22 protein-coding genes are annotated in these 24960 nt (G+C 32.5%); all 22 read left to right on the forward strand.

Features of this window, described 5'->3' with window-relative positions; all coding sequences use genetic code 11:
• Positions 1 to 2 precede the first annotated feature (2 nt).
• The gene (locus ACIGHG_RS05785; RefSeq protein ID WP_336472404.1) at positions 3 to 1112 is read left to right on the forward strand and encodes a glycosyltransferase family 1 protein; all 1110 of its coding nucleotides are present in this window, start codon (positions 3 to 5) and stop codon (positions 1110 to 1112) included.
• A gap of 29 nt (positions 1113 to 1141) precedes the next feature.
• Entirely contained in the window at positions 1142 to 2074 is a 933-nt protein-coding gene (locus tag ACIGHG_RS05790) for a glycosyltransferase family 2 protein (protein WP_336472405.1), read from the forward strand.
• Between the two features lie 42 nt (positions 2075 to 2116).
• Positions 2117 to 3187, forward strand: coding sequence for an EpsG family protein (locus tag ACIGHG_RS05795; protein ID WP_336472406.1), 1071 nt, complete (start codon positions 2117 to 2119; stop codon positions 3185 to 3187).
• A gap of 269 nt (positions 3188 to 3456) precedes the next feature.
• Positions 3457 to 4224 (forward strand): glycosyltransferase family 32 protein, encoded by a 768-nt coding sequence (locus ACIGHG_RS05800; protein WP_336472407.1) that lies wholly within the window; start codon positions 3457 to 3459, stop codon positions 4222 to 4224.
• Positions 4217 to 4825, forward strand: coding sequence for an acyltransferase (locus ACIGHG_RS05805; RefSeq protein WP_336472408.1), 609 nt, complete (start codon positions 4217 to 4219; stop codon positions 4823 to 4825). Before ACIGHG_RS05800 ends, ACIGHG_RS05805 begins: the two co-directional genes overlap by 8 nt.
• Before the next feature lie 91 nt (positions 4826 to 4916).
• Positions 4917 to 6119 carry a glycosyltransferase gene (locus tag ACIGHG_RS05810; RefSeq protein WP_336472409.1) on the forward strand — a complete coding sequence of 401 codons (1203 nt, stop codon included), beginning with the start codon at positions 4917 to 4919 and terminating at the stop codon, positions 6117 to 6119.
• 367 nt (positions 6120 to 6486) lie between these two features.
• A complete protein-coding gene (locus tag ACIGHG_RS05815) occupies positions 6487 to 7518 on the forward strand; it encodes a glycosyltransferase (protein ID WP_336472410.1) in 1032 nt (343 codons plus the stop codon).
• A gap of 18 nt (positions 7519 to 7536) precedes the next feature.
• Positions 7537 to 8697 (forward strand): polysaccharide pyruvyl transferase family protein, encoded by a 1161-nt coding sequence (locus tag ACIGHG_RS05820; RefSeq protein WP_336472411.1) that lies wholly within the window; start codon positions 7537 to 7539, stop codon positions 8695 to 8697.
• A 9-nt stretch (positions 8698 to 8706) separates the two neighbouring features.
• Positions 8707 to 9897, forward strand: coding sequence for a glycosyltransferase (locus ACIGHG_RS05825; RefSeq protein ID WP_396547564.1), 1191 nt, complete (start codon positions 8707 to 8709; stop codon positions 9895 to 9897).
• Between the two features lie 12 nt (positions 9898 to 9909).
• Positions 9910 to 11109: a glycosyltransferase gene (locus tag ACIGHG_RS05830; protein WP_336472413.1), complete on the forward strand. Its 1200-nt coding sequence runs from the start codon at positions 9910 to 9912 to the stop codon at positions 11107 to 11109.
• 26 nt (positions 11110 to 11135) lie between these two features.
• Entirely contained in the window at positions 11136 to 11696 is a 561-nt protein-coding gene (locus ACIGHG_RS05835; RefSeq protein ID WP_336472414.1) for an acyltransferase, read from the forward strand.
• Positions 11697 to 11732: 36 nt separating this feature from the next.
• Positions 11733 to 12914 carry a glycoside hydrolase family 88 protein gene (locus tag ACIGHG_RS05840; RefSeq protein WP_336472415.1) on the forward strand — a complete coding sequence of 394 codons (1182 nt, stop codon included), beginning with the start codon at positions 11733 to 11735 and terminating at the stop codon, positions 12912 to 12914.
• Positions 12915 to 13018: 104 nt separating this feature from the next.
• A complete protein-coding gene (locus ACIGHG_RS05845; RefSeq protein WP_336472416.1) occupies positions 13019 to 14107 on the forward strand; it encodes an acyltransferase family protein in 1089 nt (362 codons plus the stop codon).
• 73 nt (positions 14108 to 14180) lie between these two features.
• Entirely contained in the window at positions 14181 to 15056 is an 876-nt protein-coding gene (locus ACIGHG_RS05850) for a glycosyltransferase family A protein (RefSeq protein WP_090913061.1), read from the forward strand.
• 9 nt (positions 15057 to 15065) lie between these two features.
• Positions 15066 to 16613: a lipopolysaccharide biosynthesis protein gene (locus tag ACIGHG_RS05855; protein WP_336472417.1), complete on the forward strand. Its 1548-nt coding sequence runs from the start codon at positions 15066 to 15068 to the stop codon at positions 16611 to 16613.
• Positions 16614 to 16927: 314 nt separating this feature from the next.
• The gene (locus ACIGHG_RS05860) at positions 16928 to 19351 is read left to right on the forward strand and encodes a right-handed parallel beta-helix repeat-containing protein (RefSeq protein WP_336472418.1); all 2424 of its coding nucleotides are present in this window, start codon (positions 16928 to 16930) and stop codon (positions 19349 to 19351) included.
• Positions 19352 to 19560: 209 nt separating this feature from the next.
• Positions 19561 to 20574 (forward strand): UDP-glucose 4-epimerase GalE, encoded by a 1014-nt coding sequence (galE, locus tag ACIGHG_RS05865; RefSeq protein ID WP_336472419.1) that lies wholly within the window; start codon positions 19561 to 19563, stop codon positions 20572 to 20574.
• A 325-nt stretch (positions 20575 to 20899) separates the two neighbouring features.
• On the forward strand, positions 20900 to 21052 hold the full coding sequence (locus ACIGHG_RS05870; protein WP_170857631.1) for a YwzD family small protein: 153 nt from the start codon (positions 20900 to 20902) through the stop codon (positions 21050 to 21052).
• Positions 21053 to 21367: 315 nt separating this feature from the next.
• Positions 21368 to 21958: a sugar transferase gene (locus ACIGHG_RS05875; protein ID WP_336472580.1), complete on the forward strand. Its 591-nt coding sequence runs from the start codon at positions 21368 to 21370 to the stop codon at positions 21956 to 21958.
• A 20-nt stretch (positions 21959 to 21978) separates the two neighbouring features.
• Complete coding sequence (locus tag ACIGHG_RS05880) at positions 21979 to 22614, forward strand: acetyltransferase (protein WP_336472420.1); 636 nt, start codon at positions 21979 to 21981, stop codon at positions 22612 to 22614.
• An 11-nt stretch (positions 22615 to 22625) separates the two neighbouring features.
• Positions 22626 to 23777: a DegT/DnrJ/EryC1/StrS family aminotransferase gene (locus ACIGHG_RS05885; protein WP_336472421.1), complete on the forward strand. Its 1152-nt coding sequence runs from the start codon at positions 22626 to 22628 to the stop codon at positions 23775 to 23777.
• A gap of 603 nt (positions 23778 to 24380) precedes the next feature.
• Positions 24381 to 24725, forward strand: a complete 345-nt coding sequence (locus ACIGHG_RS05890; RefSeq protein WP_090913074.1) for a helix-turn-helix domain-containing protein — start codon at positions 24381 to 24383, stop codon at positions 24723 to 24725.
• The last annotated feature ends 235 nt before the right edge of the window (positions 24726 to 24960 follow it).

Raw genomic sequence — 24960 nt, forward strand, 5'->3', positions numbered from 1 at the left:
TATTGGAACCTAATCGTATATTGCAAGTAGTGACGATCATGAATCGTGGCGGGCTTGAAACGATGTTAATGAATTATTACCGAAAGCTGGATCGTAATAAGATACAGTTTGACTTCATGGTACATAGAGAAGAAAAAGGGCATTATGATGATGAGATATTGAGTCTTGGCGGAAGAATTTATCGAATGCCGCAAATAAGACCTGGTAATTATCGTTCATATTTCAAACTACTTGATAAATTCTTTACTGCTCATCCTGAATATAAAGTAGTACATTCCCATATTAACGAAAATAGCAGTTTTGTACTTGGAGCAGCCAAACGTGCGGGTGTTCCTTGCCGTATTGCGCATAGTCATTTAAGCGATTTGGGTATAGATATAAAGCTACCTTTTCGTTTGTATGCGAGATTTTCGATGAAGGATAATCCAAGCAAGTATTTTGCATGTTCAAAAAATGCAGGACAATGGTTATTTGGACGGAAAACATGTGAGGCTAAGGGAGTAACTGTTCTTAACAATGCAGTTAATGTAGAAGAATTTCAATATGATGAAGAAATTAGGAAGCAAATAAGGAAAGAAATAGGTGCAGAAGATAAATTAGTATTAGGACATATCGGAAGATTTAACAAGCAAAAAAATCATGATTTTCTAATTGATGTGTTTAAAGCTGTACATGATAAGAATCCTAATTCCCTGCTTGTTATGGTAGGGGATGGTCAATTACGACCATTGATAGAAAAGAAGGTAGCTACCTTAGGGTTATCGTCACATGTGAGGTTCTTAGGGGTTAGAGGAGATATATCATCCCTTATGCAAGGGTTCGATTTATTTCTGTTTCCTTCGCTTTTTGAAGGGTTGCCGGTTGTGTTGGTTGAAGCGCAGGCTGCCGGTTTAAAATGTGTTATATCCGACACTATAACAGATGAAACGGATGTGTCCGGTCGAATGGAGTTTGTGAGCTTAAAGGAAACGCCGGAGGTCTGGGCAGAAAAAATTCTTACTTCATCATATGACCATGAAGATACGTCTGATTTATTACGTAAAAACGGATATGATACTGCTACGATGGCAAAATGGCTAACGGATTATTATTTAGATCATAGTTACATATAAAACAAACTTAGATTTCTGGAGGTTTTGTGATGGGTCCTACTTTAACTGTCTTTACACCTGCGTTTAATCGTGCGTACACATTACATCTATGCTACGACAGTTTGAAAAGACAAACTTCTAAAGACTTTATTTGGTTAATTATTGATGATGGATCTACAGATAACACAAAGGAACTTGTGGAAAAGTGGATTTCAGAGGGTTTCGTTCCAATTCGTTATTATTATCAGGAAAATCAAGGAATGCATGGGGCCCACAATACTGCTTATGAATTAATTGATACAGAACTAAATGTTTGTATAGACTCTGATGATTATATGGCTGATGACGCTGTGGAGAAAATCCTTTCATTTTGGAAACAAAATGGAAGTGATCGTTATGCTGGTATAGTTGGATTGGATGCAAATCAGAATGGAAACATTATCGGAACTAAAATGCCGTCTGATTTAAGAGAATCTAAACTTTCAGATTTATATGTAAAACATAAAGTGAAAGGGGATAAAAAACTTGTATATCGATCCGAACTTACACGTAACTCCCCGCCCTATCCAATATTTCCAGGGGAAAAGTATTGTCCACTTAGTTATAAGTATATTCTGATTGATCAAGAATGTCCCTTACTTATTATGAATGAAGTGCTGTGTTTTGTAGAATATTTAGATGATGGGTCAAGTATGAACATTATTAAGCAGTATAAGAAAAATCCACGTGGTTTTTCTTTTTTTAGGAAAATAGCCATGCAATATGCACCTTCATTTAAAGACAGATTTAGAGAAGCCATGCATTATGTGTCCAGTAATTTCATGATAAAAAACTATAAATTTTTAAAAGAGTCTCCATGTAAATGGACTACTTTCGTGGCAACGCCTTTGGGGTTTTTACTTTATTGTTATATTCTGAATACACATAGAACTACTGTTTTGAAAAAAAATAAAACGAGTAGAGGTACAGGTAAAGAAGAATAGGGATGGAGTTATATACACTTAAGATATGGAAGTGATTGGTGAATGACTGTATTATGGGTGAATCTTGCTTTAGTTTATTGTTTTTCTTTTTTTGCAAGGTATTTTTCTAAACCGATTATTATGAGGGGATCTTTTATCCGACCAAATAAATTTTTAGTGTTTTGTGCTATGACCACATTAATATTAGTATCGGGCCTTCGTAATAATATTGGAGATACTTTTGCCTATATGCATTCATATGCCACTCTCAATTTTAGCTGGGAAATGATTAAGTCGGAAAAGGACATTGGATTTAATATTTATCAAATGTTTTTACAAAATTTTTCCCATGATCCGCAACTGCTGATTTTTGTAACAGCATTGATTACAAACCTATTGATAGTGCTTGTTTTATATAAATATGCAAGAATGTTTGAGTTAAGTTTATTTGTATATATAACAGGTGGCATGTTTTTAACTTCAATGAATGGAATAAGGCAATTTTTGGCAGCTGCAATTGTATTTGCGGCAACAAAATATATATTTGAAGGTAATTGGAAAAAGTATATTTTAATTATCCTACTTGCATCAACTGTACACCAGACTGCGCTTATCCTCATTCCTATTTATTTTATAGTTAGGAAAGAAGCTTGGTCAAAGCAAACGTATATTCTTCTTGTTTGCGCGGTACTTATCGTTATAGGATTTAACCAATTTATGGATGCTTTATTTGCAGTTATAGAGAATAGTCAATATAGTGAGTACAAAAACTTTTCTGAGGGCGGTGCAAATATACTCAGGGTTATTGTTTATGCCGTACCGATTATTCTCGCTTACTTAGGGAAAGATAGATTAAGGGAGTTGTTTCCTAAAAGTGATCCTGTTGTAAATATGTCTATATTAGGGCTTGTCTTTATGATTATCTCAACCCAAAACTGGATATTTGCTAGATTTTCTATTTATTTTGGATTGTATCAACTCATATTAATTTCTTGGGTTGTAAAATTATTTACTGAAAAAGATCGAAAGCTTATTTATTATGGGATTTTAATATTCTATCTTGTGTATTACTACTATGAATGTGTAGTAAGCCTTGCAGGCGTTGGATATGGAAGTAACTTTATAAAACTTTAGAGTTATATATAAATCCGAATTAAAAACCTGACATAAACCCCTTTTCTTTTTAGGTGGTCGGGAGCATCTGGCCATGCGTAGAAGCGGTCAGTACCTATTTCTGTCACATGCGAAGTTCAAACAAAGAGAGACAGAAAGTAGCGGGTTATGTTTTGCTTGGCATGGCGGCGACTTGTGTGTTGGAAAGCCAAGTTGGATTTATATATGAATAAGTATAACGAATAGAGCATAAAAAAAGGGACTTCCTACTTTAAAGAGGAGGCTTTAAAGTGAAAAAACTTAAAAAAATACCCAGGACTATACATTACTGCTGGTTTGGAGGAAAAGACAAACCTGACATTGTCAAAAAATGCATAGAGAGTTGGAAAAAGAATCTACCAGAATATGAAATACTAGAATGGAATGAAGATAATTTTGATATAAATTGTAATTCATATGTAAAAGAGGCATACAAAGCTGGCAAATTTGCATTTGTAAGTGATTATGTTAGGGTACATGCTTTATATTATTATGGCGGTATTTATTTGGATACTGATGTGGAGGTATTTAAATCTTTTAATAATCTATTGCATCATGATTCATTTTGGGGATTTGAACAAGAAAATTACATAGCTACAAGCACAATAGGAGCGGCTAAAGAAAATAAGCTTATAAAAACATTTCTAGATTCATATGAAGAGAAGGGTTTCATTAAAGAGGATGGAAGCTATGATGATTTGACGAATGTAGCTATTGTGACAGAGATATTAAAAAATATAGGATTAAAAACAAACGGAGAGTATCAGGAAATAGAGGGAATAGGAACTTTCTATCCCCAAACATATTTCTCACCATATGACTATATTAATTGCAGAAAATTTATAACAGAAAATACACATGCTATGCATCATTTTTATAAGAGCTGGTTACCACCTAAAGCGCGGATAAAGGGTAAAATAAAATTAATTTTAGCCAAAATCATAGGTGGGGATAATATTGCTAAGTTGAGACAACATGCGGGGCGAAAAGAAGCTTTTAAGGAGAAAATGCATGATTAATATATTAAAAAAAATATTCCAAACGCTAGTTACAGAAAGTCGTAACAGAGGGTTATATTTTGCAGTGTTGATGAATCTTTCACACTTAATCGGTGTATTAAGAGGTGTTTTCTATAAGTTAATATACTTCCGTAATATAAATTGCTCAATTTTTGCACTCCAAACAAAAAGTAGGATAGAGGTTTTTAATAAGCATTCAAAAATCAATATTGGAAAATTTGTGTTTGTCAGAAGAAATACGAGTATTCGAATTGATTTTAATGGGGTACTAGATATAGGTGAGAAAGTGTTCATTAATGATAACTGTAACATTAACTGTATAAATAAAATATCAATTGGAAAAAACACAAAGATAGCTCCTAATGTAAGTATTAACGATCATGACCATAATTATAAGAACATTGAAGATGAGCACTTAATAAAGGGTGAAGTAAAGATAGGAGAGAATGTTTGGATTGGTTCTAATGTAGTTATATTGAGGGATACGTTTATAGGTGATAATACTGTGATAGCTGCTGGAAGTGTTGTAAAAGGAAATATTCCTTCAAATACACTGTTTGTAAATAAACGAGAAAACGTATGTATCAATCGCACGAGTTGAAGCAGTTCATGTGAAAGTGTCGTCTATATAATTTCATAATGTATAATGATTTCACTCATATCAAGAACAAAATATGAACGCGGGGAATTACATGAAGAAAAATATTTTAATTTCTATGTATGATATGGAAATTGGCGGTGCGGAAAGAAGCTTAATTAATATGCTAGAAACCTTTGACTACAACACATATAACGTAGATTTACTAATATTAAATCACACAGGAGATTTCATGCATTTAATCCCTGATAAAGTTAATGTGTTACCTCAAATAGGTAAATACACCGTATTTAGAAAATCCATTAGGCAATGCATACGGGAAGGCTATTTTTTAGCATCAATTATAAGAATAGTAAGCAAGTATATCGCAGGTAGAAAATCAAAACAACGGCAATTAAAAGAAGGATCAGGATATATTCAGATGCAACTTGTTTCAAAATATGTATCATACTTCTTGCCTAAACAGAAAAAAAAGTATGACTTTGCAATTAGTTATGCATGGCCACACGATATTTTAGCTGATAATGTAAATGCTGATAAAAAAATAGCTTGGATCCATACAGATTACAGTACGTTAGAAATTGATAATGAATTAGATCTTACTATGTGGAATAAGTTTGATTATATTGCATCTATATCAGATGAATGCACAAAAGCGTTCTTGACTGTATATCCATCATTGAAAGAGAAAATCTTGCTTATAGAGAATATTACTTCACCAGAGTTTATTCGGAAAATGGCTGCTAATGTTGTAGATTTTAATAAGCAAGATAATGGTACTTTTAATATCGTATCGGTTGGAAGATTGTCGTATGCCAAAGGGTTTGATCGTGCTATAAAAGCACTTAGAATGTTGCACGACAAAGGATTTAATAATATAAAGTGGTATGTGATAGGATATGGCTCAGATGAATCTATTCTTAGAGAACTAATAGCAGAAAACAATTTAGAAAATAGTTTTATATTATTAGGCAAACAAACCAATCCATATCCATATATGAAAGCATGCGATTTATACGTGCAGCCGTCTCGATATGAAGGAAAAGCAGTTACAGTGACAGAGGCTAAAATACTTGAGAGTCCTATATTGATTACGAATTATCCTACTGCAGCTAGTCAGTTGGAAGATGGATTTGAAGGTATAATATGCGATTCAAGTATTGAGGGGTTAGTTAAAGGGATTGAAACTCTATATAAAGATGATAAGCTCAGAAATACATTGATTCATCATCTGAAAAGTAGGGAATATAGTAATAGTTATGAGTTAGATAAGTTATATAAAATTATTGAAACCTAAAACAAAAGGAGCAAGCAAGTAGCGGTTATGTTGTATTCTACATAGCAGCGACTTATAAAGAAAAGCGGAGCTGACTGTTTAGGCCTGTTGGCTAAGGTTCTTCACCGTAACATGGGGTTGATTTTTTCGAAAATGAAACATTTTTCATACACGGAACGGAGAGTGGCAACTCCTGCGGGAATAGCGAGGAAAGTGAGATCCCGCAGGCTTGCCGAGGAGGCTCGCTCTCGCCCGCGGAAAGCGTCCACTCGGAGTGGAGTGTACATCTATCTATATGTTACCCCCGTCTTTTGGTGATGAACCGATCATAATAAAAATGTATGGATTATTATAATGCAGGGTTTCCTGGTAGAGGCGGGATTTAGGCATGAGCATAAAAGTAAGTGTAATAATACCGGTTTATAATGCAGGAAAATATATTACACAGTGTGTAGAATCACTTTTAAATCAAACACTTCAACAATGTGAATTTATATTTATTAATGATGGTTCGACGGACAATAGTAGAGAAGTTATTGAGCGTTATAAAGAATTAGATAATAGGATAATACTTATAAATCAAGAAAATCAGGGCGTAAGCATTGCCAGGAACAAAGGGTTATGTTTAGCGACTGGGGAATATGTTGGATTTGTTGATGCTGATGATTACATAGAGAGAGCAATGTATGAAGTATTATATAACTCTGCAAAGCAAGATGATTGTGATGTAGTTATATCAAATATTAACGGTGAAATGGAAGGACATAAGGTAGCAATAAGGTATCCATTTCCAGTAGATACTGTTCTTAAAAAAGAATATATAGATCAAGAACTATTGCCTTATTTTCTTAAGACAGATCATTTAAATACTGCTGTGAATAAAATTTATAAAAATAATATAATAAATGAAAATGATGTGAAATTTCCAGAAAAAGTTGCATTAGGAGAAGACGGAATGTTTAACATCGAATTCTTTAGTAATGCAACTAGTATGAAATATATAAATTATGCTGGATACCACTATAGAGAGGTAACTGGCAGTGCTACTAGAAATATAGTAGAAAAAGATTATTTTAAGAGAGCCGTAGAAGTGTATAACATGGAATTGCCACAAATATATACTGATAAGGTCGACAAAGTAAAGGCGCACCAGTTAAAATCAATAAAATTTATAAATAGTGTAATGTCATATATATATATTTATTTTACCCCATCTAAAGATGTAAGTTTTAGTACGAGGTATAGATATGTAAAAAATATGATTCGAAATAAATATGTTAGAGAAGCGTTACCTGTTTATTGCAGTGAAAATTACAGTAAATTAGGAAGATATGAGAAAGCTGTGATAGACATGATAAGGAAAAAGTCGGCAATTGGACTATATTGTGCTGTTGCTTACAGTAGATTTCGAAGTAAATAGTTATTGGGAGAGGCTAATATGAAAATTATGATGTTTGCCCATGGAGGCAGTTTAAATAGAGGATGCGAAGCAATAGTTCGTTCTTCTACGAATATTATCAAAGAAAAAACAGATGACACAAAGGTGTACTTAGTATCAAGTAAACCAGAAACGGACAAGATAATTCCTCAGTTGGATGAAATATATGAGGGTTCTAGCAGTAGTATAAAGAAGTATTCATATGATTGGTGGATGGCTTTACTTAAGGTAAAGTTTTTTAATGATGAATCTTATGCATTAGCTAAAATGGAAAATAACATCATTAAACGTATAAAAGATGTAGATGTATGCTTATCTATAGGAGGAGATAACTATTGCTATGGAGAGCAGCCTGCATTGTATGAGATAGATAGAAGAGTAAAGGCACAAGGGAAAAAATTGGTTTTATGGGGATGTTCTATCGGTGACGAGGACATGTCTGAGAAAAAATTAGAAGACTTAAAGCTGTTTGATGCAATACTAGCTCGTGAAAGCCTTACTTATAATATGTTAAAAAGTAAGGGGCTCAATAATGTTAAATTATGTGCTGATCCAGCATTTACTATGGAAAAAGAAGAGCTGGAATTGCCTAAGGGATGGCAAGAAGGAAATACAGTTGGATTAAACTTTAGCCCACTTGTCTGGGAGAGAAATAAAGACTCCCAAGCGGCAGTAAGAGAATTAATAAATCATATATTAAATACTACAGATTTAACAATTGCTCTCACACCTCATGTAATAATGGATGGAAATAACGATTATGAAGTTTTATATAAATATTATGAGGAATTTAAAAATACTGGGAGAGTAATCATACTGCCAAATGACTTAAATGCAATACAATATAAGGGGTATATTGCTAGAATGAGATTTTTCATAGGAGCTAGAACACATGCGACTATAGCAGCTTATTCGAATTGTGTTCCAACTATGGTATTAGGGTATAGCATAAAGTCAAAAGGAATATCGAAAGATATATTCGGAGAAGAAAAATTAGTTTTAGGGTTAGAAGAGATATCAAGCAGTGAGAAGCTAAAGGCTAAATTTGATGAGATGGTAAGCGAAGAAACAGAATTGAGACAAACATTACAGAAATCTATCCCTAATATAAAGAAAATGTCGTATAAAGCGGTAGAATATTTAGCTGAACTAGTTAAGTGAGGTGTATCAATGAAAAAGAATTTATTATTTGTTATACCTAGTTTAACAGCTGCTGGTGGAGAAAAGAGTTTAGTAAATTTATTATCTCAAATAGACTACAACTTATATAATGTAGATTTGTTTTTATTAAAACATGATGGAATGTTTATGGAATTTGTACCAAAAGAGGTACAAATTCTATCACTTCCAGAAACTTACCACTTATTTGCTTTACCACTATTTAAATCTATTAAGCAGCTCATATTAAAGCGTGAAATGACACTAGCATATAATCGAGTGATGTTTGCTATAAGAAATAGAAATGCTAGAAATATATCAATAAGGGAACAATATAACTGGAAATATGTCTCCAAGTCTTTGGAAAAATTACCCCAAAAATATGATGTAGCTATAGGATTTTTAGAAAAAACATCTACATATTTTTGTGTAGACAAAGTAAATGCTTTTAAAAAAATAGGATGGGTTCATATTGATTATGACAAATTAGGTATGGATCCAAATTTTGATATTGATTACTTTAAAGAGTTAGACCATATCGTTACTGTTTCGGAAGAATGCGCAAATAAACTAAAAAATAGATTTCCGAGCCAAAAGAATAAAGTAAGAGTTATATATAATATCGTTTCACCGACAATGATAAATAAAATGGCCAATCAAAATAATATCGATGTGTATGATAGAAAGGATAATGAAATTGTACTACTTTCTATTGGGAGATTACATTATCAGAAGGCTTTTGAATTGGCTATAGAATCTTGTAAGAAACTAATTGATAGAGGATATAACATAAAGTGGAATATTATTGGCGAAGGGGAAGAGAGAGAGAAATTAACGAATTTAATTAAAGAAAATAAATTAGAAGGAACGTTTCGTTTATTGGGCTTAAAGTCCAATCCATATCCATATATAAAGCAAGCCGATATATATATACAGACATCTAGATTTGAAGGAAAGTCTATAGCTATAGATGAAGCAAAAATATTAAACAAACCTATAATTGTAACTAATTTCAGTACAGCAAAAGATCAGATAAATGATGGCATAGATGGCCTAATTGTAGATATGGATGCAGATGCTGTTGCAAATGGGGTTGAAAAGCTTGTAAAAGATATAAGTTTAAGAGAACGTTTAGCATATAATTTATCCCAATTGAAATTAGGGACAGAAGGAGAAATAAATAAGCTGTATGAGACTTTTTAGTGGGTGGGACTCATGAAAAAAAAATTATTATTTGTAATGAATAATCTAACTTGTGGCGGGGCTGAGAAATCGCTAATATCCTTATTGGAAACGATAGATTATTCTTTGTACAGTGTAGATTTGTTTTTATTCAAGCATGAAGGGATATTTATAAATAAGCTACCAAAAGAAGTTCATTTACTACCTGAGCCTATGAACTATAAATATTTTGATATGCCTATAAAGAAATCATTAATAGAGTTAATTAAAAAAAGAGATTTTAAAACATCTTTTAATAGGATTGTATTAGGATATTTAGCTAAGACAGAAAATAATGGCGCTATTATTGAACAAAAGTTATGGAAATATATGTCAAATTCAATAAGTGAAATCAATAAAGAGTATGATGCAGCTATAGGGTTCCAAGAAAAAAACCCTATATATTTTTGTGTAGATAAGGTAAAAGCAAAAAGAAAAATTGGATGGATACATACAGATTATAATAAGTTAGGGATTGATTATAAAAAAGAGAAAGTTTATTTTGGTAAATTAGATTACGTAGTTACTGTATCAGAAGAATTAGTTAATATTCTAAAAAAGAACTTTCCTGAATATGAAAAAAAATTTGTATGTATACACAATATCGTTTCTTCAAAAATGATAAGGAAAATGTCATTAGAGAAGGTAGAATTTAAAACAGAAGGTGACAAAAGCATATCGTTAATTTCTGTAGGTAGATTGGCTAAAGAAAAGGGATTAGATATTTCCTTAGAAGCAGTCGATAGGCTTGTTAAAAAAGGGTATGACATTAAGTGGTATATCATTGGAGAAGGTAATGTAAGAAAAGAATTACAAAGAGGTATAAAAGAAAGAAATTTAGAAGAAAGAATAATACTATTAGGTTTAAAAGAAAATCCATACCCGTATATAAGGCAATCAGATATATACATACAAACTTCGAGATATGAAGGAAAATCAATTTCTATAGATGAAGCAAAAATATTAGCAAAACCAATAGTAATTACTAATTTCGAAACAGCTGATAATCATATAAAAAATAATATCGATGGGTTGATTGCAGAAATGGATTCCATCTCAGTAGCTGATAATCTTGAGATATTAATAAGTGATGAAATGTTAAGAGCGAAGTTTATTAATAATCTTGCAGAAGAAGACTTGGGAACAGAAGGTGAAATTGATAATTTATATAAATTAATAAACAGTAAAATATAATATGAAAAAAATTATGGGGGGTAACAATGTTTAATCGCATAAAAAAGTCGTTAATGATAAGATTAGGAATGCTATCCCGTGAAGAACTAACAGTAGAAGCGTGTTTGCAACGAGGTATGAAGGTAGGGAAAAATTGTTCCGGGTTAGCTGGGAGTACAATTGATTATGCACATTGCTGGTTAATAGAAATTGGTGATAATGTTACGTTTGCGCCCCAAGTGTATCTTCTTGCACATGACGCTAGTACGAAACGATATTTAGATTATACAAAAATAGCAAAAATAAAAATAGAAGACAATTCATTTATAGGAGCAAGGGTCTTAATTATGCCTGGGGTTACAATAGGGAAGAATGCTATTGTAGCTGCAGGAAGTATCGTAACTAAATCGGTACCTGAAGGGTCTATAGTTGGCGGTAACCCAGCAAGAATAATCGGGAAAACTGAGGATTATATTAACAAGCATAGATTAAATATGGAAACTGCTCATGTTTATGATAAAAATTGGACAATAGGCGGGAATATAACGCTAGACATGTGTAATAAGATGGCCGAAGAGTTGGAGAATACTGTAGGATATGTTAAGTAAACTAAACTATTTCTATATCGAAAGGGCTTTATAGAGATGATATTTCAAATTTTGAGTTGTACGATAATTATTATTCTTTTAATAACGATAGCAATAGACTTAGTACCTTTAATAAAAGACTGGACACTAAGAATTCATATGGGAAGATACGATGATAAATCGTTATGGAATAAAGCTATTACTAATAAAGGATCTAAATTTTTATTGAATGTACCAAAAATAAAGGTAACAGATAATACAAGATTAGTCGTAATAGATATGCTGAAGAAAAATTATACAAAAAGTACTATACAACATTGGCAAGAAGCATCTTTAGTTTTAGGGTTATCTGAGTACTTAAAATATAATGATGATCAGGAAGTAAAAAAAGCAGTTGTAAAATTTTTGGATGCGAAATTTGATAGTAATGGTCAATGGAGAGAAAAACCAAAGTATGTAGATGGAGCTATACTAGCATATTCTATTATGAAGATAGATTTTATAGAGACAGATAAGTATAGGAAAGCATTGGACTATACTTGGGAAATGATAAAAGAGCATATAGGTGAAGATGGATCAGTAGAGTATAGAAAGTATATGAAAAGTTATAGGTATGTAGATACTATAGGCTTTATATGTCCATTTTTAGTAGCTTACGGTACGAAATATAACAAAGACGAGTGTGTAGATTTAGCAGTGAAGCAAATTAAAGAGTATGAGCAGTATGGAATGTTAGACGAACATTATATTCCAAGTCATGTATACAAGTTAGAAAATAAAGTACCCCTTGGATTATATGGATGGGGAAGAGGTCTTGGTTGGTTTGCTATAGGCCTTATAGATGCATGGGGTGAATTACCACAAGACAATCAATATAAACTTGTTTTAGAAGAATGTGTAAAGAGATTTGCAAAAGCTGCTATGAACTTTCAACAAGATAATGGAAGCTGGAACTGGACGGTAACTAGAAGTGAATGTAGGCCGGATTCTTCTGCTACAGCTACATTAGGCTGGTTTCTGTTAAACGCATCAAAAATAGATGAGATTTCTAAAGAATGTTTAAATAGTACAGATAAAGCTATAAGTTATTTGATGAAGGTTACGAGGAAAAATGGGGCAGTTGACTTTTCACAAGGAGATACAAAAGACATAGGAGTATATTCGATGTTGTTCAATATATTGCCGTTTACGCAAGGATTTTGTATGAGATTAATCAATTTATATGTAAGTAAGAGATAAACTTTTGCTTATATTTGTATAAGGAATATCCATTAACAAAGGTAATAGCTAGTTTGAGAATTCAAATAAATTGTTTTTGGAGAAGTCAAAAAGGAGGAATTTATTTGCTAAATTCTTTAACGTCATTTAGATTTATTGCTGCATTAATGGTGTTCTTATTCCATATGCGGGTGTTCAGTCAATATCAATTAGGTTCAGCGGGCGTTCAGTTTTTCTTTGTTTTATCTGGTTTTATATTAGCCTATAACTATCATTCTAAGTTTATAGAAATCAATAAAAATAATATCAAAAAGTTTTATAAAGCAAGATTTTCAAGAATATATCCCGTTCATGTATTAACTTTTTTGCTCTCTGTACCATTGGTTATTTTGTACTTTCACCCCAATAGTTTATATTTTGTAAAACTTACTTTTATGTCAATGATCAATTTGCTATTGTTACAAAGTTTTTTTCCGAGTCAAGGAACTTATTTTAATTTTAATGGTGTTTCATGGACGTTATCAGTTGAAACGTTCTTTTATTTTATGTTTCCTTTTCTGCTATGGATATTTATAAAACTTAAAGTTAACAAAAATATAGTTAAATCTGTATTGATATTTTGGATAGTGTGGGGCGTTTTATTTCTATTAAATAAAAATTTGGATGGAGATAATCCATTTTATATTTGGTTACTACATATCTTCCCTGGAGTTAGATTGTTTGAATTTTCAACAGGGATGCTTTTAGGATTGATTTATATTGAAAAATCCAATAAAGAAAATTTAAACAAGGCTATATTTACTGTTTTAGAACTACTAAGTTTATTGTTATTCATTGTCTTATTATTGTATTCGGCAAACTTAGACGTAGGAATCGTTCGCGGTGTGTATTTTGTTCCACTATGGTGTTTGTTAATTTTCACCTTTGCATTTCAAGGTGGTATGATTTCAAAAATATTATCACAAAGGTTTTTTGTTTATTTGGGTGAAATTAGTTTCTCATTCTATATGATCCATCAATTGGTGATTCGATACTTAGATTTTCTTCATTTAGCGAATACGTATCGCTTTTTGATTTGTTTAGTAATTTCTTTATTATTTAGTTCAATCATTTATCAATTTTACGAAGAGCCATTACGTAAGAAAATTCGTTTTGGTTTTCGAAAACAAACGCATAAAATGCAAGTACCTTTATCAAAAGAAATCCTTAAATAAGGGCTTATTTTTAAATAATTACTGTAAATAGGTGAAAAGAAAAAATTATGGTCAGTAACAATGGGAGGATTAAATGAGAATAACAGTATTCACTCCAACATACAACAGAGGCTATATTATAGAAAAACTGTACAGATCATTACAAGAGCAAACATATACAGATTTTGAATGGTTAGTTATTGATGATGGTTCAAGCGATAACACAGAAGAGTTATTTAGATTATGGACAGTAGAAAAAAATCCATTCCCCATAAGGTATTATAAAGTTGAAAATGGTGGGAAACATAGAGCAATTAATAAAGCTACTGACTTAGCAGAGGGGGAATTGTTCTTCATTGTCGATTCTGATGATTATCTGACGAAAGATGCATTAGAAAACATAGAAAATTGGGAACGAAACTTGGAAAATAAAGAATTATTTTGTGGTGTTTCTGGTAATAGAGGAAGGCAGGTTAATGACTTTTTAGGAACAACATTTGAAGGGGAATATGTAGACGCAACTTCACTTGAACGTACAAAATATAATATAACCGGTGATAAAGCAGAAGTCTTTTATACGAATATCCTTAGAAAATATAAGTTTTGTGAATTTGAAGGAGAGAAATTTATAACAGAGGCGACAGTGTGGGAGAAAATGGCCCATGATGGCTATAAAATAAGGTGGTTTAATAAAACCACTTATATATGCGATTATCTTGAGGATGGCTTAACGAAAAATATGAAAGAGATATTTGCTAAAAGTCCTAAAGGTACAGCGTATTATATAAAACAGCAAATTAAGTTTTATAAATGTAATGTAAAAGGCAGATTGTCTTATTATAATTTATACTATGATTTTGTGAAGTCTAATTTAAAATTAGGACAGGCTGCAAAATATTTGGAAATTCAACCTGTTACTTTAATCTTTTCTATATTTTTAGTTAAATGTAAGAAAATCATGATGAAGTAGGTTTTAAATATGAGAGTAAAAAATTCGATAATTAATATATCCGCTGGTCTTGGTAATCAAATTATTATTACGTCATTAAGTTTTATTTCAAGAACTGTATTCATTAATAGCTTAGGCGTTGAGTACCTAGGAATAAACGGACTACTTACCAACATACTGTCTATGCTGTCTTTAGCAGAAGCAGGAATAGGTTCTAGTATAATGTACAGTCTTTACAAACCGGTAGCCGAGAATGATCAGCAGAAAATAAAAGTGCTTATGCGCTTGTATCGAAATGCATACATGGTAATCGCCTTAGTAGTATTGTTACTAGGGCTCGCATTAATGCCTTTTCTAGGTTATTTTGTTAAAGATTCAAATGTTGAAAATGTCCATCTCATTTATGCCATATTTTTACTGAACACAGTTGCACCGTATTTATACTCACATAGAAGTTCGTTTTTAAATGTTTGTCAGAAAGGTTATGTTGTAACAGGGGTATATTCTATATCTTCCATTATATCTACTTGTCTTAAGATAGGAGTATTGCACTATACAAAAAATTATATTTTATATCTAATTATAGATAGTGTTATTACCATAACTACGAGTATCCTTTTAGCAGCTATAGTGAGTAAATTGTATCCATTTTTAAAAGATAAAGTATCTAGTAAATTAGATAGTGAAACGAAAAATAGCATTATAAAAAATGTAAAAGCGATTGTTCTACAAAATATAGGAAACTACCTAGTGTTAGGTACAGATAATATTATCATTTCATCATTTGTGAGTGTAGCAGCAGTTGGATTGTACTCCAATTACAATATGTTAATTGATATTTGTAGAACTTTTACTTATCAAGTGTTTAATAATATTTATCATAGTGTAGGAAATTTAGTAGCAAAAGAGAGTGCAGAAAAAATTTACAGTATATATAAAATCTATACACTCCTCAATTTTTGGTTATATTCATTTTTCAGCATACTGTTATGTATTACTATAGAGCCCTTTATTACTTTATGGATAGGCCCGAAATTCTTAATGAGTGAAGGGATATTATTTGTATTAATGGCTATCTTCTATGAAAGAGGAATGAGAAATGCGATAACAACTGTGAAGACTACAGCAGGAATTTTTCAAGAGGATAAATACGCTCCTTTGTTTCAAGCTGCTGTAAACCTTATTGTATCTATTATTTTAGTTCAGTATATAGGTATAGTAGGTGTTTTTATTGGAACATTTATAAGTGTATTAACTGTTCCATTCTGGGTTACGCCTTATCTAGTGTATAAGAAGGTGTTCGAAAAACCTATTATTCATTATTATAAAACATACATGTATTATGTAGTTATATGTATAGGAACATATCTAATAACAAAAGTGATAAGTAACTTTATATTGTTAGATGGTTGGTTAGGTTTAATATTAAAAGGCACCGTTTGTCTAATAGTGCCAAATATAATTTATGTATTCATTTTTCGTAAAACAGATGAGTTTAAGTATTTATTTGGTGTTTTTAAAAGAATTGCGGGCAAGTTATTGAAGCGTTTTAAATTAGGAAAAGGAATCTCATATTAACTTCAGTCAGCTGGTATATATTTTAAACATTGCCATCATGAAGCGGAGTTGAAAAAATAAAGTGTTCTGAAATTAGAAATTCCAGATATATACAAAAGCTAGCTGGACTACCGTGTTTTCGCAATTCAAACAATCATAAGTTAAAATGATGAACATATGTAGTGAGATTTCTTAGTTTATAATAAATTTGTTGAAAAGAGGAAAGAAAAAACTATTCATAGAATAGTTTTTTCTTTTTTTCATCCTAACTCATACACCCAATCTATTTAATCTATAGAAGCATAATATATAAAAAAGAAAAAGGGTGTAAACATATGACAAGTTATTTAAACGCTAATCTTGGAGATATGAGTGATGTTGATTTAACAAATATGTCTCCTGCCCATGGTGATGTATTAACTTATGATGATGTTAAATCAAAGTGGATTCCTAAAAAGCTTTCAATTTCAAGTACAGAAAATGCCTCAAGTGTTGTATATGTAATAGAACTAGATAGATGGAATATTAAAAATGATGGGACGAATGCTGCTGCTACTACACTAGGTATAAATCAAGCATTAATTTGGGCAAAATCTCAAGGGTATAATCATGTTATATTGCCAGGAGGGACCTATAAGTTAAAGATTGACAGTACATCATTTTCATGCATTGTTATGCCAAGCAATATACATTTTGAAATGGCTGATGGATGCGTATTACAGCTAGAAGCCAATTCATCACCTTGGTATAGAATATTTGAGGTTAAAGGGGTTAGAAATGTTAGGGTTTCTGGTGGGAAAATAGTCGGAGACAAAAAGGGGCATATATATGAAATAGGTGTAAAGTTTGTTAGGGGAGGTGTAAATCCTGACGGGTCATTAAATAGTAATCCGAATTTTATCCGTAGTGAGGTAGTAGATAGGTATGTAAATCCTGGACTACTAAAATCTTTTAGACTATGGTCTATTTCAGGAGTAACTGCTGCGAGATATAGTTTTTATCAATATAATGGCACGGTTTCTTCTAGTACGTTAGTTGGATTTAAAACCGATGGACAGTTTGCCCCAACATCTCCGTCAGGAAGAAATTGGGTTGCTCCAATAGACAAGGCTAATAAGATGATATTTGTTATTGATATTACGTCTTCACCTTTGAGTGATGACCAAATTGCAAAAATTAATGCGAAAGTCGACGCTCAGAACTATACACACGAATGGGGACAAGGGATAGAAATAAGCGGTTCAAATTATGTTGAAATAGATCATGTAGAAATAAGTGATTGTACTGGCGATGCTGTTTCCACGGGCTGGTTAGAATATAAATTGAATCCAGCTGACTATACGCAAGAACAGATGGGATCGCATATTTACATCCATAACTGCGATATTCACAACTGCAGAAGACAAGGTATTACTCTTGGTAGTGCAAACGATACCTACATCTTTGATAACAAAATCTACTTTATTGGTAAGGCTGATGATGGCATTACAGTAGATGGAACTGCTCCTATGTTTGGAATAGATATTGAGTCTATGTGGACTCAAAGTAATATACCAACATGGCGGCCTGAACTAAATCAATCAGGGCTTGAATTGAACACTAGAATTTATATTTATAATAATTACATTTATAGCAATGCACGTGGGCATTTTGTAAACGTTGATGGTATTCATGTAGTTTTAGAAAATAACATATTTGAAGGTTTTAATGTTGGAGGAGTTAGTTCTTATCAGAATAACTGGTATATTAAATATCTAAATAATACTTTTATTGGATGTGAACTCACTGTTAAAGGAGATAACTTTGTCAATGGAGCAGTATGTAATAACGGGAATATAAAGTTACAAGATATTAGAGGAGCAGTCGTTACAAATTGTCAAATAAAGAATGGCTCATTTTCCGTTTCGAGTACTTATGGTTACTTTGGAACTCCTGCTGTAAATGTCACTACTAAGACATTTACTTATAGCTCACCGCATGGAATGGGAAATGGCGCAAAGATATGTTTCGAACAATGGATTGGAAAAGTTCCTGCTGGAATTAGTGTAGATAAACTGTATTATACAGTAAATGTAACACCAACAAGTTTCCAAGTGGCTGAAACATTAAATGGACCGCCGGTAGTCATAACGGATGCAGGAACAGCAGGATTCAATATAAGCAGATGTGATTATGGGAGATGCTACATCTCAGATATTACTATTGAAAGAGAGTGGAGAAGCGATAATGCTGTAGCACAAAACCTTTCAGTAATTATGACAGGAGGGGTTCTTAAGAACATTAATGTCAAGAACTATGACATTAGCATCAAGCCACCTGCTAATTATGCTGGACGACCTATCACAGTAGAAGGATTAACCTTGATTGAAGGCGCTGCAGATTTGGAATGTTGTAATTTAAGTAACGGTAAGTTCTTAAGAGCAAAAACTAGTCGAATGGGTGGAGATCTATCGCTAGGTTCTAATAATGCTCAATATACGAGGAAGATAAATACAGACAACTGCTTATTTCAAAACGTAGGCGTAAATTTTGAAGGAAACGTTGTGAATAATCGCAGTACATTTTTAAACTCCATTATCAAGAAAACAGATAGTTCTACCGTTTCCATCATTGCACATAGTTATTTGGAAAATACTGTGGTCAGCTTACGGTGGTTAACGAAGGAAAAAGCGGTGACGATAGCACAGTGTATATTTAATAATGTGTCTACTGATATAAACGCAAGTACTAGGTTGATAGATAATACTGTTATTAATTAAGTAAAGATTTATATGAGCCAGAGCTAGACAAAGATGTCGAAAAATTAAAATGGATTTATACAGTAAGGCACAAAGTCATAAAAAGCATCTCAATTCGTTATTTTACAACAACGAACCGGGATGTTTTTTAATACCTAATGTAAAAGTTAACCACGTTTCAATAAAAAAATGTATGAATAAGGATATGAATAACGAGGAGGAAAAAACATATGAAAATTCTAGTTACAGGCGGAGCAGGATACATCGGAACTCATACATGCGTAGAACTATTAAATGCCGGATATGAGATAATCGTAGTTGACAATTTTTCAAACAGTAAACCAGAAGCTTTAAAACGTGTTCGTGAAATTACAGGAAAAGATTTTACATTTTATCAGGCAGATATATTAGATAAAGAGATGCTAGATACTATTTTTGATGAAAATCAAATTGATGCCGTTATCCATTTTGCAGGATTGAAGGCGGTAGGAGAGTCGGTTACGTTACCACTTTGGTATTATCATAATAACATTACAGGTACTCTTGTATTATGTGAAGTCATGAAAAAGCATGGTGTAAAGAAAATGGTCTTCAGTTCTTCAGCAACAGTATATGGAATGGCAGAACAAGTACCGATTTCCGAAAATTTTTCACTTGGAGCGACGAATCCTTATGGGCGCACAAAACAGATAATCGAAGAAATATTACGTGATCTGTATGTGTCTGACCATGAGTGGAGCATTGCTCTTTTACGTTACTTTAATCCAATTGGAGCACATAAAAGCGGGCGAATTGGGGAAGATCCAAAAGGTATTCCAAATAATCTTATCCCGTACATTACACAAGTAGCTGTTGGAAAGCTAAATGAATTAAGCGTTTTTGGGAATGACTATCCAACACAAGATGGTACAGCTGTAAGAGATTATATACATGTTGTAGATCTTGCAATGGGACATTTGAAAGCGCTCGAAAAGATATCGAGATCTCAAGGGGTAGAAGCGTATAATTTAGGAACCGGATGTGGTTATAGTGTATTGGAAATGGCTACTGCCTTTGAAAAAGCATCAGGTAAGAAAGTTCCATATAGAATTGTAAATCGTCGTCCAGGTGATGTAGCTATTTGTTATGCGAATGCATCAAAGGCTAAACTAGAGTTGGGATGGGTTGCTCAAAAAGGAGTCGAAGAGATGTGCGAAGATTCATGGAGATGGCAGTTTAATAATCCAAATGGTTATGCCAAATAAAATTATATGCTATATATAAGTTAACAAGCCGACATAAAAACCTCCTTTCTTTTTAGAGGGGACGAGAGCATCTGGCCGCACATAGAAACGGTTAGAGCCTTTTCCTACCACATGCAATATTTAAAACAAAAGGAGGAAGCAAGTAGCGATCATGTTGTATTCTGCATAGCAGCGACTTATATGTCGAAAAATGAAAATGGCTATATATAAGGGATGTTAGAGAGTAAAAAATTGTTAGTAATAGAGTGAAAAATAAATACAAATCCCACTTGAAATAGCTAGAATTTGTATATGTAAACAGATTTTGCGAAAGAGGGGCTTAAACATGAACATTTCTGAGAGATTAACTCAGCAGGAATTTAAAGAGATACTCATGTATATATACAAAAGAGGTCAAGAATCAAAAAATGTGGAAGTAAAACGTTTAATCGAAGAAATTAAACAATACCTCATTTCGATTATGTATACATCAAAATAATTTATAAATCTTAAAAAATTGGTTCTAAGATTTATTGTGAAATGATATGTATATAAACACCAATTGAAAAGATCGACATAAAATCATTCATTTTAGGTGAGAGAGCGCGTCTGGTCATGCATACAAGCGATCAGGGCCTTTTTCTGCCATGTGCGAAGTGAAACAAGAGAGAAAGCAAGTGCAGGCTCCTTTTTCTGCATAGCAGCGACTTATATGTTGAAAAATGAAAATGGATGTATATATAACGAAAGCCTTTCATACTATTGATCTGTGAAAAGGCGCTTGCAAGAATCTTGGATAGGAGTATGATTATTGATGAAGCGAATTTTTGATTTACTGATTTCGTTGTTTTTATTATTGTGTTTATCTTCTGTTATCGTTGTAGTAGCCGTTTTGGTTAGATTAAAATTAGGATCACCTATAATATTTAAACAACAACGTCCAGGACTACATGGAAAACCGTTCTATCTTTACAAATTTCGCACAATGACTGATGAAAGAGATAATCAGGGTAAGTCCTTGCCTGATCAAGTGAGATTAACCACATTTGGTAAATTTCTTAGGAAATGTAGTTTAGATGAATTGCCGCAACTTATAAATGTTGTGAAAGGTGACCTAAGTTTAGTAGGACCGCGACCATTATTAATGGAATACTTATCTTTATATTCTAGTGAACAAGCTAAAAGACATGATGTAAAACCTGGGATTACTGGGTGGGCACAAGTGAATGGAAGAAATGCAATTACTTGGGAAGAAAAATTCAAATTAGATGTATGGTATGTAAATAATCAATCTTTTTTAATCGATATGAAGATATTATTTCTTACACTAATAAAAGTGTTTAAATCAGAAGGAGTAAATCAAGATGGTCATGTAACAATGGAACGTTTTACCGGTATGAAATAGACTGTGAGAGGAGGTAATGAATGGAAATTGTAATGATTGGACAAGGTGGTCACAGTAAAGTTATACAGGATATTATTTTATCAAACAAGGAATATGAAATCGTTGGATATTTAGATGATCGATATGAAGATATAACTAGAGTAGATAATATTTATTTCGGCCCGATTTCAACTGCCTATGAAATGATTAACGATGTTAATCAAATAAAATTTGTTATTGCAATAGGGAATAATAAAGTTAGAAAAAAAATTGCCGAGAAATTGAGTCTGCCTGACAATTGTTATGCCACGTTAATACATAAAACAGCCGTTATAAGTCCGAATGCTAAGATAGGAAACGGTACAGTTGTTATGCCGCATGCGGTGATTAATGCTGATACTCAAATTGGCAATCATTCTATTATAAATACGGGTTCTATTGTTGAACATGACAATATATTAGGTGATTTTGTGCATATTTCTCCTCATGCTACACTTACAGGTTCTATCATCATCGAAGAAGGGGCACATATAGGGGCAGCGGCTACTCTTATTCCAAGTGTTAAAATCGGAGAATGGTCTGTTATTGGAGCAGGGGCTGTTGTGATAAATGATATTCCCCCTAATTGTACAGCCGTTGGTATCCCTGCCAAAGTTATTAATGAATTGAGTTACTAGGAGTGATAAAAATGGTAATAACACAACAGAAAAACCGAATCTTTCTCTCTACTCCGCATATGAGCGGCAATGAACAAAAATATATTCAAGATGCCTTTGATACAAACTGGATTGCTCCTCTTGGGCCAAATGTGGATGCTTTTGAAGAAGAACTCGCATCTTTTGTTGGAACTAGAGATGCTGCAGCGGTTAGTTCAGGTACTGCCGCTATCCATTTAGCTCTGCGGTTATTAGATGTTCAAAAAGGGGATAAAGTGTTTTGTTCAAGTCTTACTTTTATAGCGAGTGCCAATCCAATTATGTATTTAGGGGCTGAACCAGTATTTATCGATTCAGAGCCAGAAACATGGAACATGTCGCCGCAAGCTTTAGAACGTGCGCTTTCTGATGCTCATAAAGAAGGTAAATTGCCAAAAGCTATTATCACTGTTAACTTATATGGGCAGAGCGCAAAAATGGATGAGATTTGTTCTTTATGTAATAAATATAATGTTCCTATTATTGAGGATGCAGCGGAATCTTTAGGTTCTACATATAAAGGAAAAGCCAGTGGTACATTTGGGAAATTTGGTATTTATTCTTTTAATGGCAACAAAATTATTACAACTTCTGGTGGAGGAATGCTTGTTTCTGATGACGTTGAGGCATTAAAGAAAGCGCGTTTTTTTGCAACCCAAGCAAGGGATGTAGCACCGCATTACCAGCATAGCGAGATGGGATATAATTATCGAATGAGTAATATATTAGCTGGTATTGGAAGAGCTCAATTAGAGGTGTTAGAAGATAGAGTGAAGGCTAGAAGATTAATATTTGCACGATATTACCAGGAATTATCTAGTATACCTGGATTTTACTTTATGCCTGAATTAGAAAATACTCAGTCGAATCGCTGGCTCACAGCTTTAACAATCGATGAAAAAGAAACAGGTATATCTATTCAATCATTATTGGAGGCTTTAGCTGAAGAGAATATTGAAGCTCGTCCTGTGTGGAAGCCGCTTCACATGCAACCGCTTTTTGAAGGGATGAAATATTATTCTCATAGCGAAAATGACCATGTGGCTGAACAATTATTTAAAACGGGTATTTGTCTTCCTTCTAGTTCCAACATGACAGAGATAGAGCAACAAAGGGTTATTCAATGTATTAAAAAATTTTTATAAAATAAAAGAACCTTCTGAATGAGGTGTGTAAATTCAGAAGGTTCTTTTTACCCGAAAGGGGGTTAAATACGAGAAAAAGCAGAGGGATCTATCTTCTTTTCGTGAAGGCCCTCCTTTTGGTGAATTTTTCTTTTAATTGAATATAAAGGAAATCCCTGTATAAAATATGGTTATAAGTATATATGAATATTATATTGATTGCTTTTTGTCTTTTTGTATGCAAATATTAAAAGTGAAAACATAATGCTGAACTGAATCTCCTGGCTAAATTGTATAAGTACAAGGAAGTGTATATTCAATGGTGTGCAACTTATGATCTATTTTACGTTACTACTTCTTAATAAGTTTACGTTTTTTACGAAATATATAAGTGCAAATTGAAAAATCGACATAAAACTTTTCTTATTTAGGTGGGAGAAAGCATCTGAACATGTATAGAAGCGGTCAGGTGCTGTTTCTGTCACATATGCAGGTGCCTCTTTTTTCTGCATAGCAGCAATCTATATGTCGAAAAATCAAAATGGATTTATATAGTTTCCCTTACATTATATGATATAGAAAAATAGGACTAAGGAGCATTTATAGAGGGAGGACTATAAACGGATGATTGGGAGAAATATTTATCAATTTCGAAAGAAAAGGGGACTTACTTTATCCGAATTAGCAGAAAGGGCTGGAATTTCAAAATCCTATTTAAGTAATATTGAAAGAAGTATAAACCAGAACCCATCTATTCAAGTGATGGAAAAGATAGCGTTGGTATTAGAAGCAGATCTCAATACATTACTCGAAACGAAAACAAATACAGAAACAAAACAGCAGATTGAAGAAGAGTGGGTTGATTTTGTGTATGAATTAAAAAAGGCAGGGATTAATAAAGAAAAGCTCGGGGATTATAAAATATTAATTGATTTTATTAAGTGGCAGAATTCAGCGATAGATAAGTAAAAAAATGGTTTATTCTTTTTTGTTATTTTGGTATGAAATGTGTTAAGTAGCTTATCTATATTTAAAAATTGCACATAAAAAGATTGATTTCCTTTCATTCTCTAATATTATCACTTAGTAGAACAATGAAGACTAATTCCTCTTATGATGACACGAATTTTTTATTCGTATATACATGTTCTGTACAGCTTGTTTATTATGTTGACAGTAACATTCTAATTATTTTTTTACCTAG

Source organism: Bacillus sp. NPDC077411 (assembly GCF_044543425.1).
GTDB classification, from domain to species: Bacteria; Bacillota; Bacilli; order Bacillales; family Bacillaceae_G; genus Bacillus_A; species Bacillus_A bruguierae.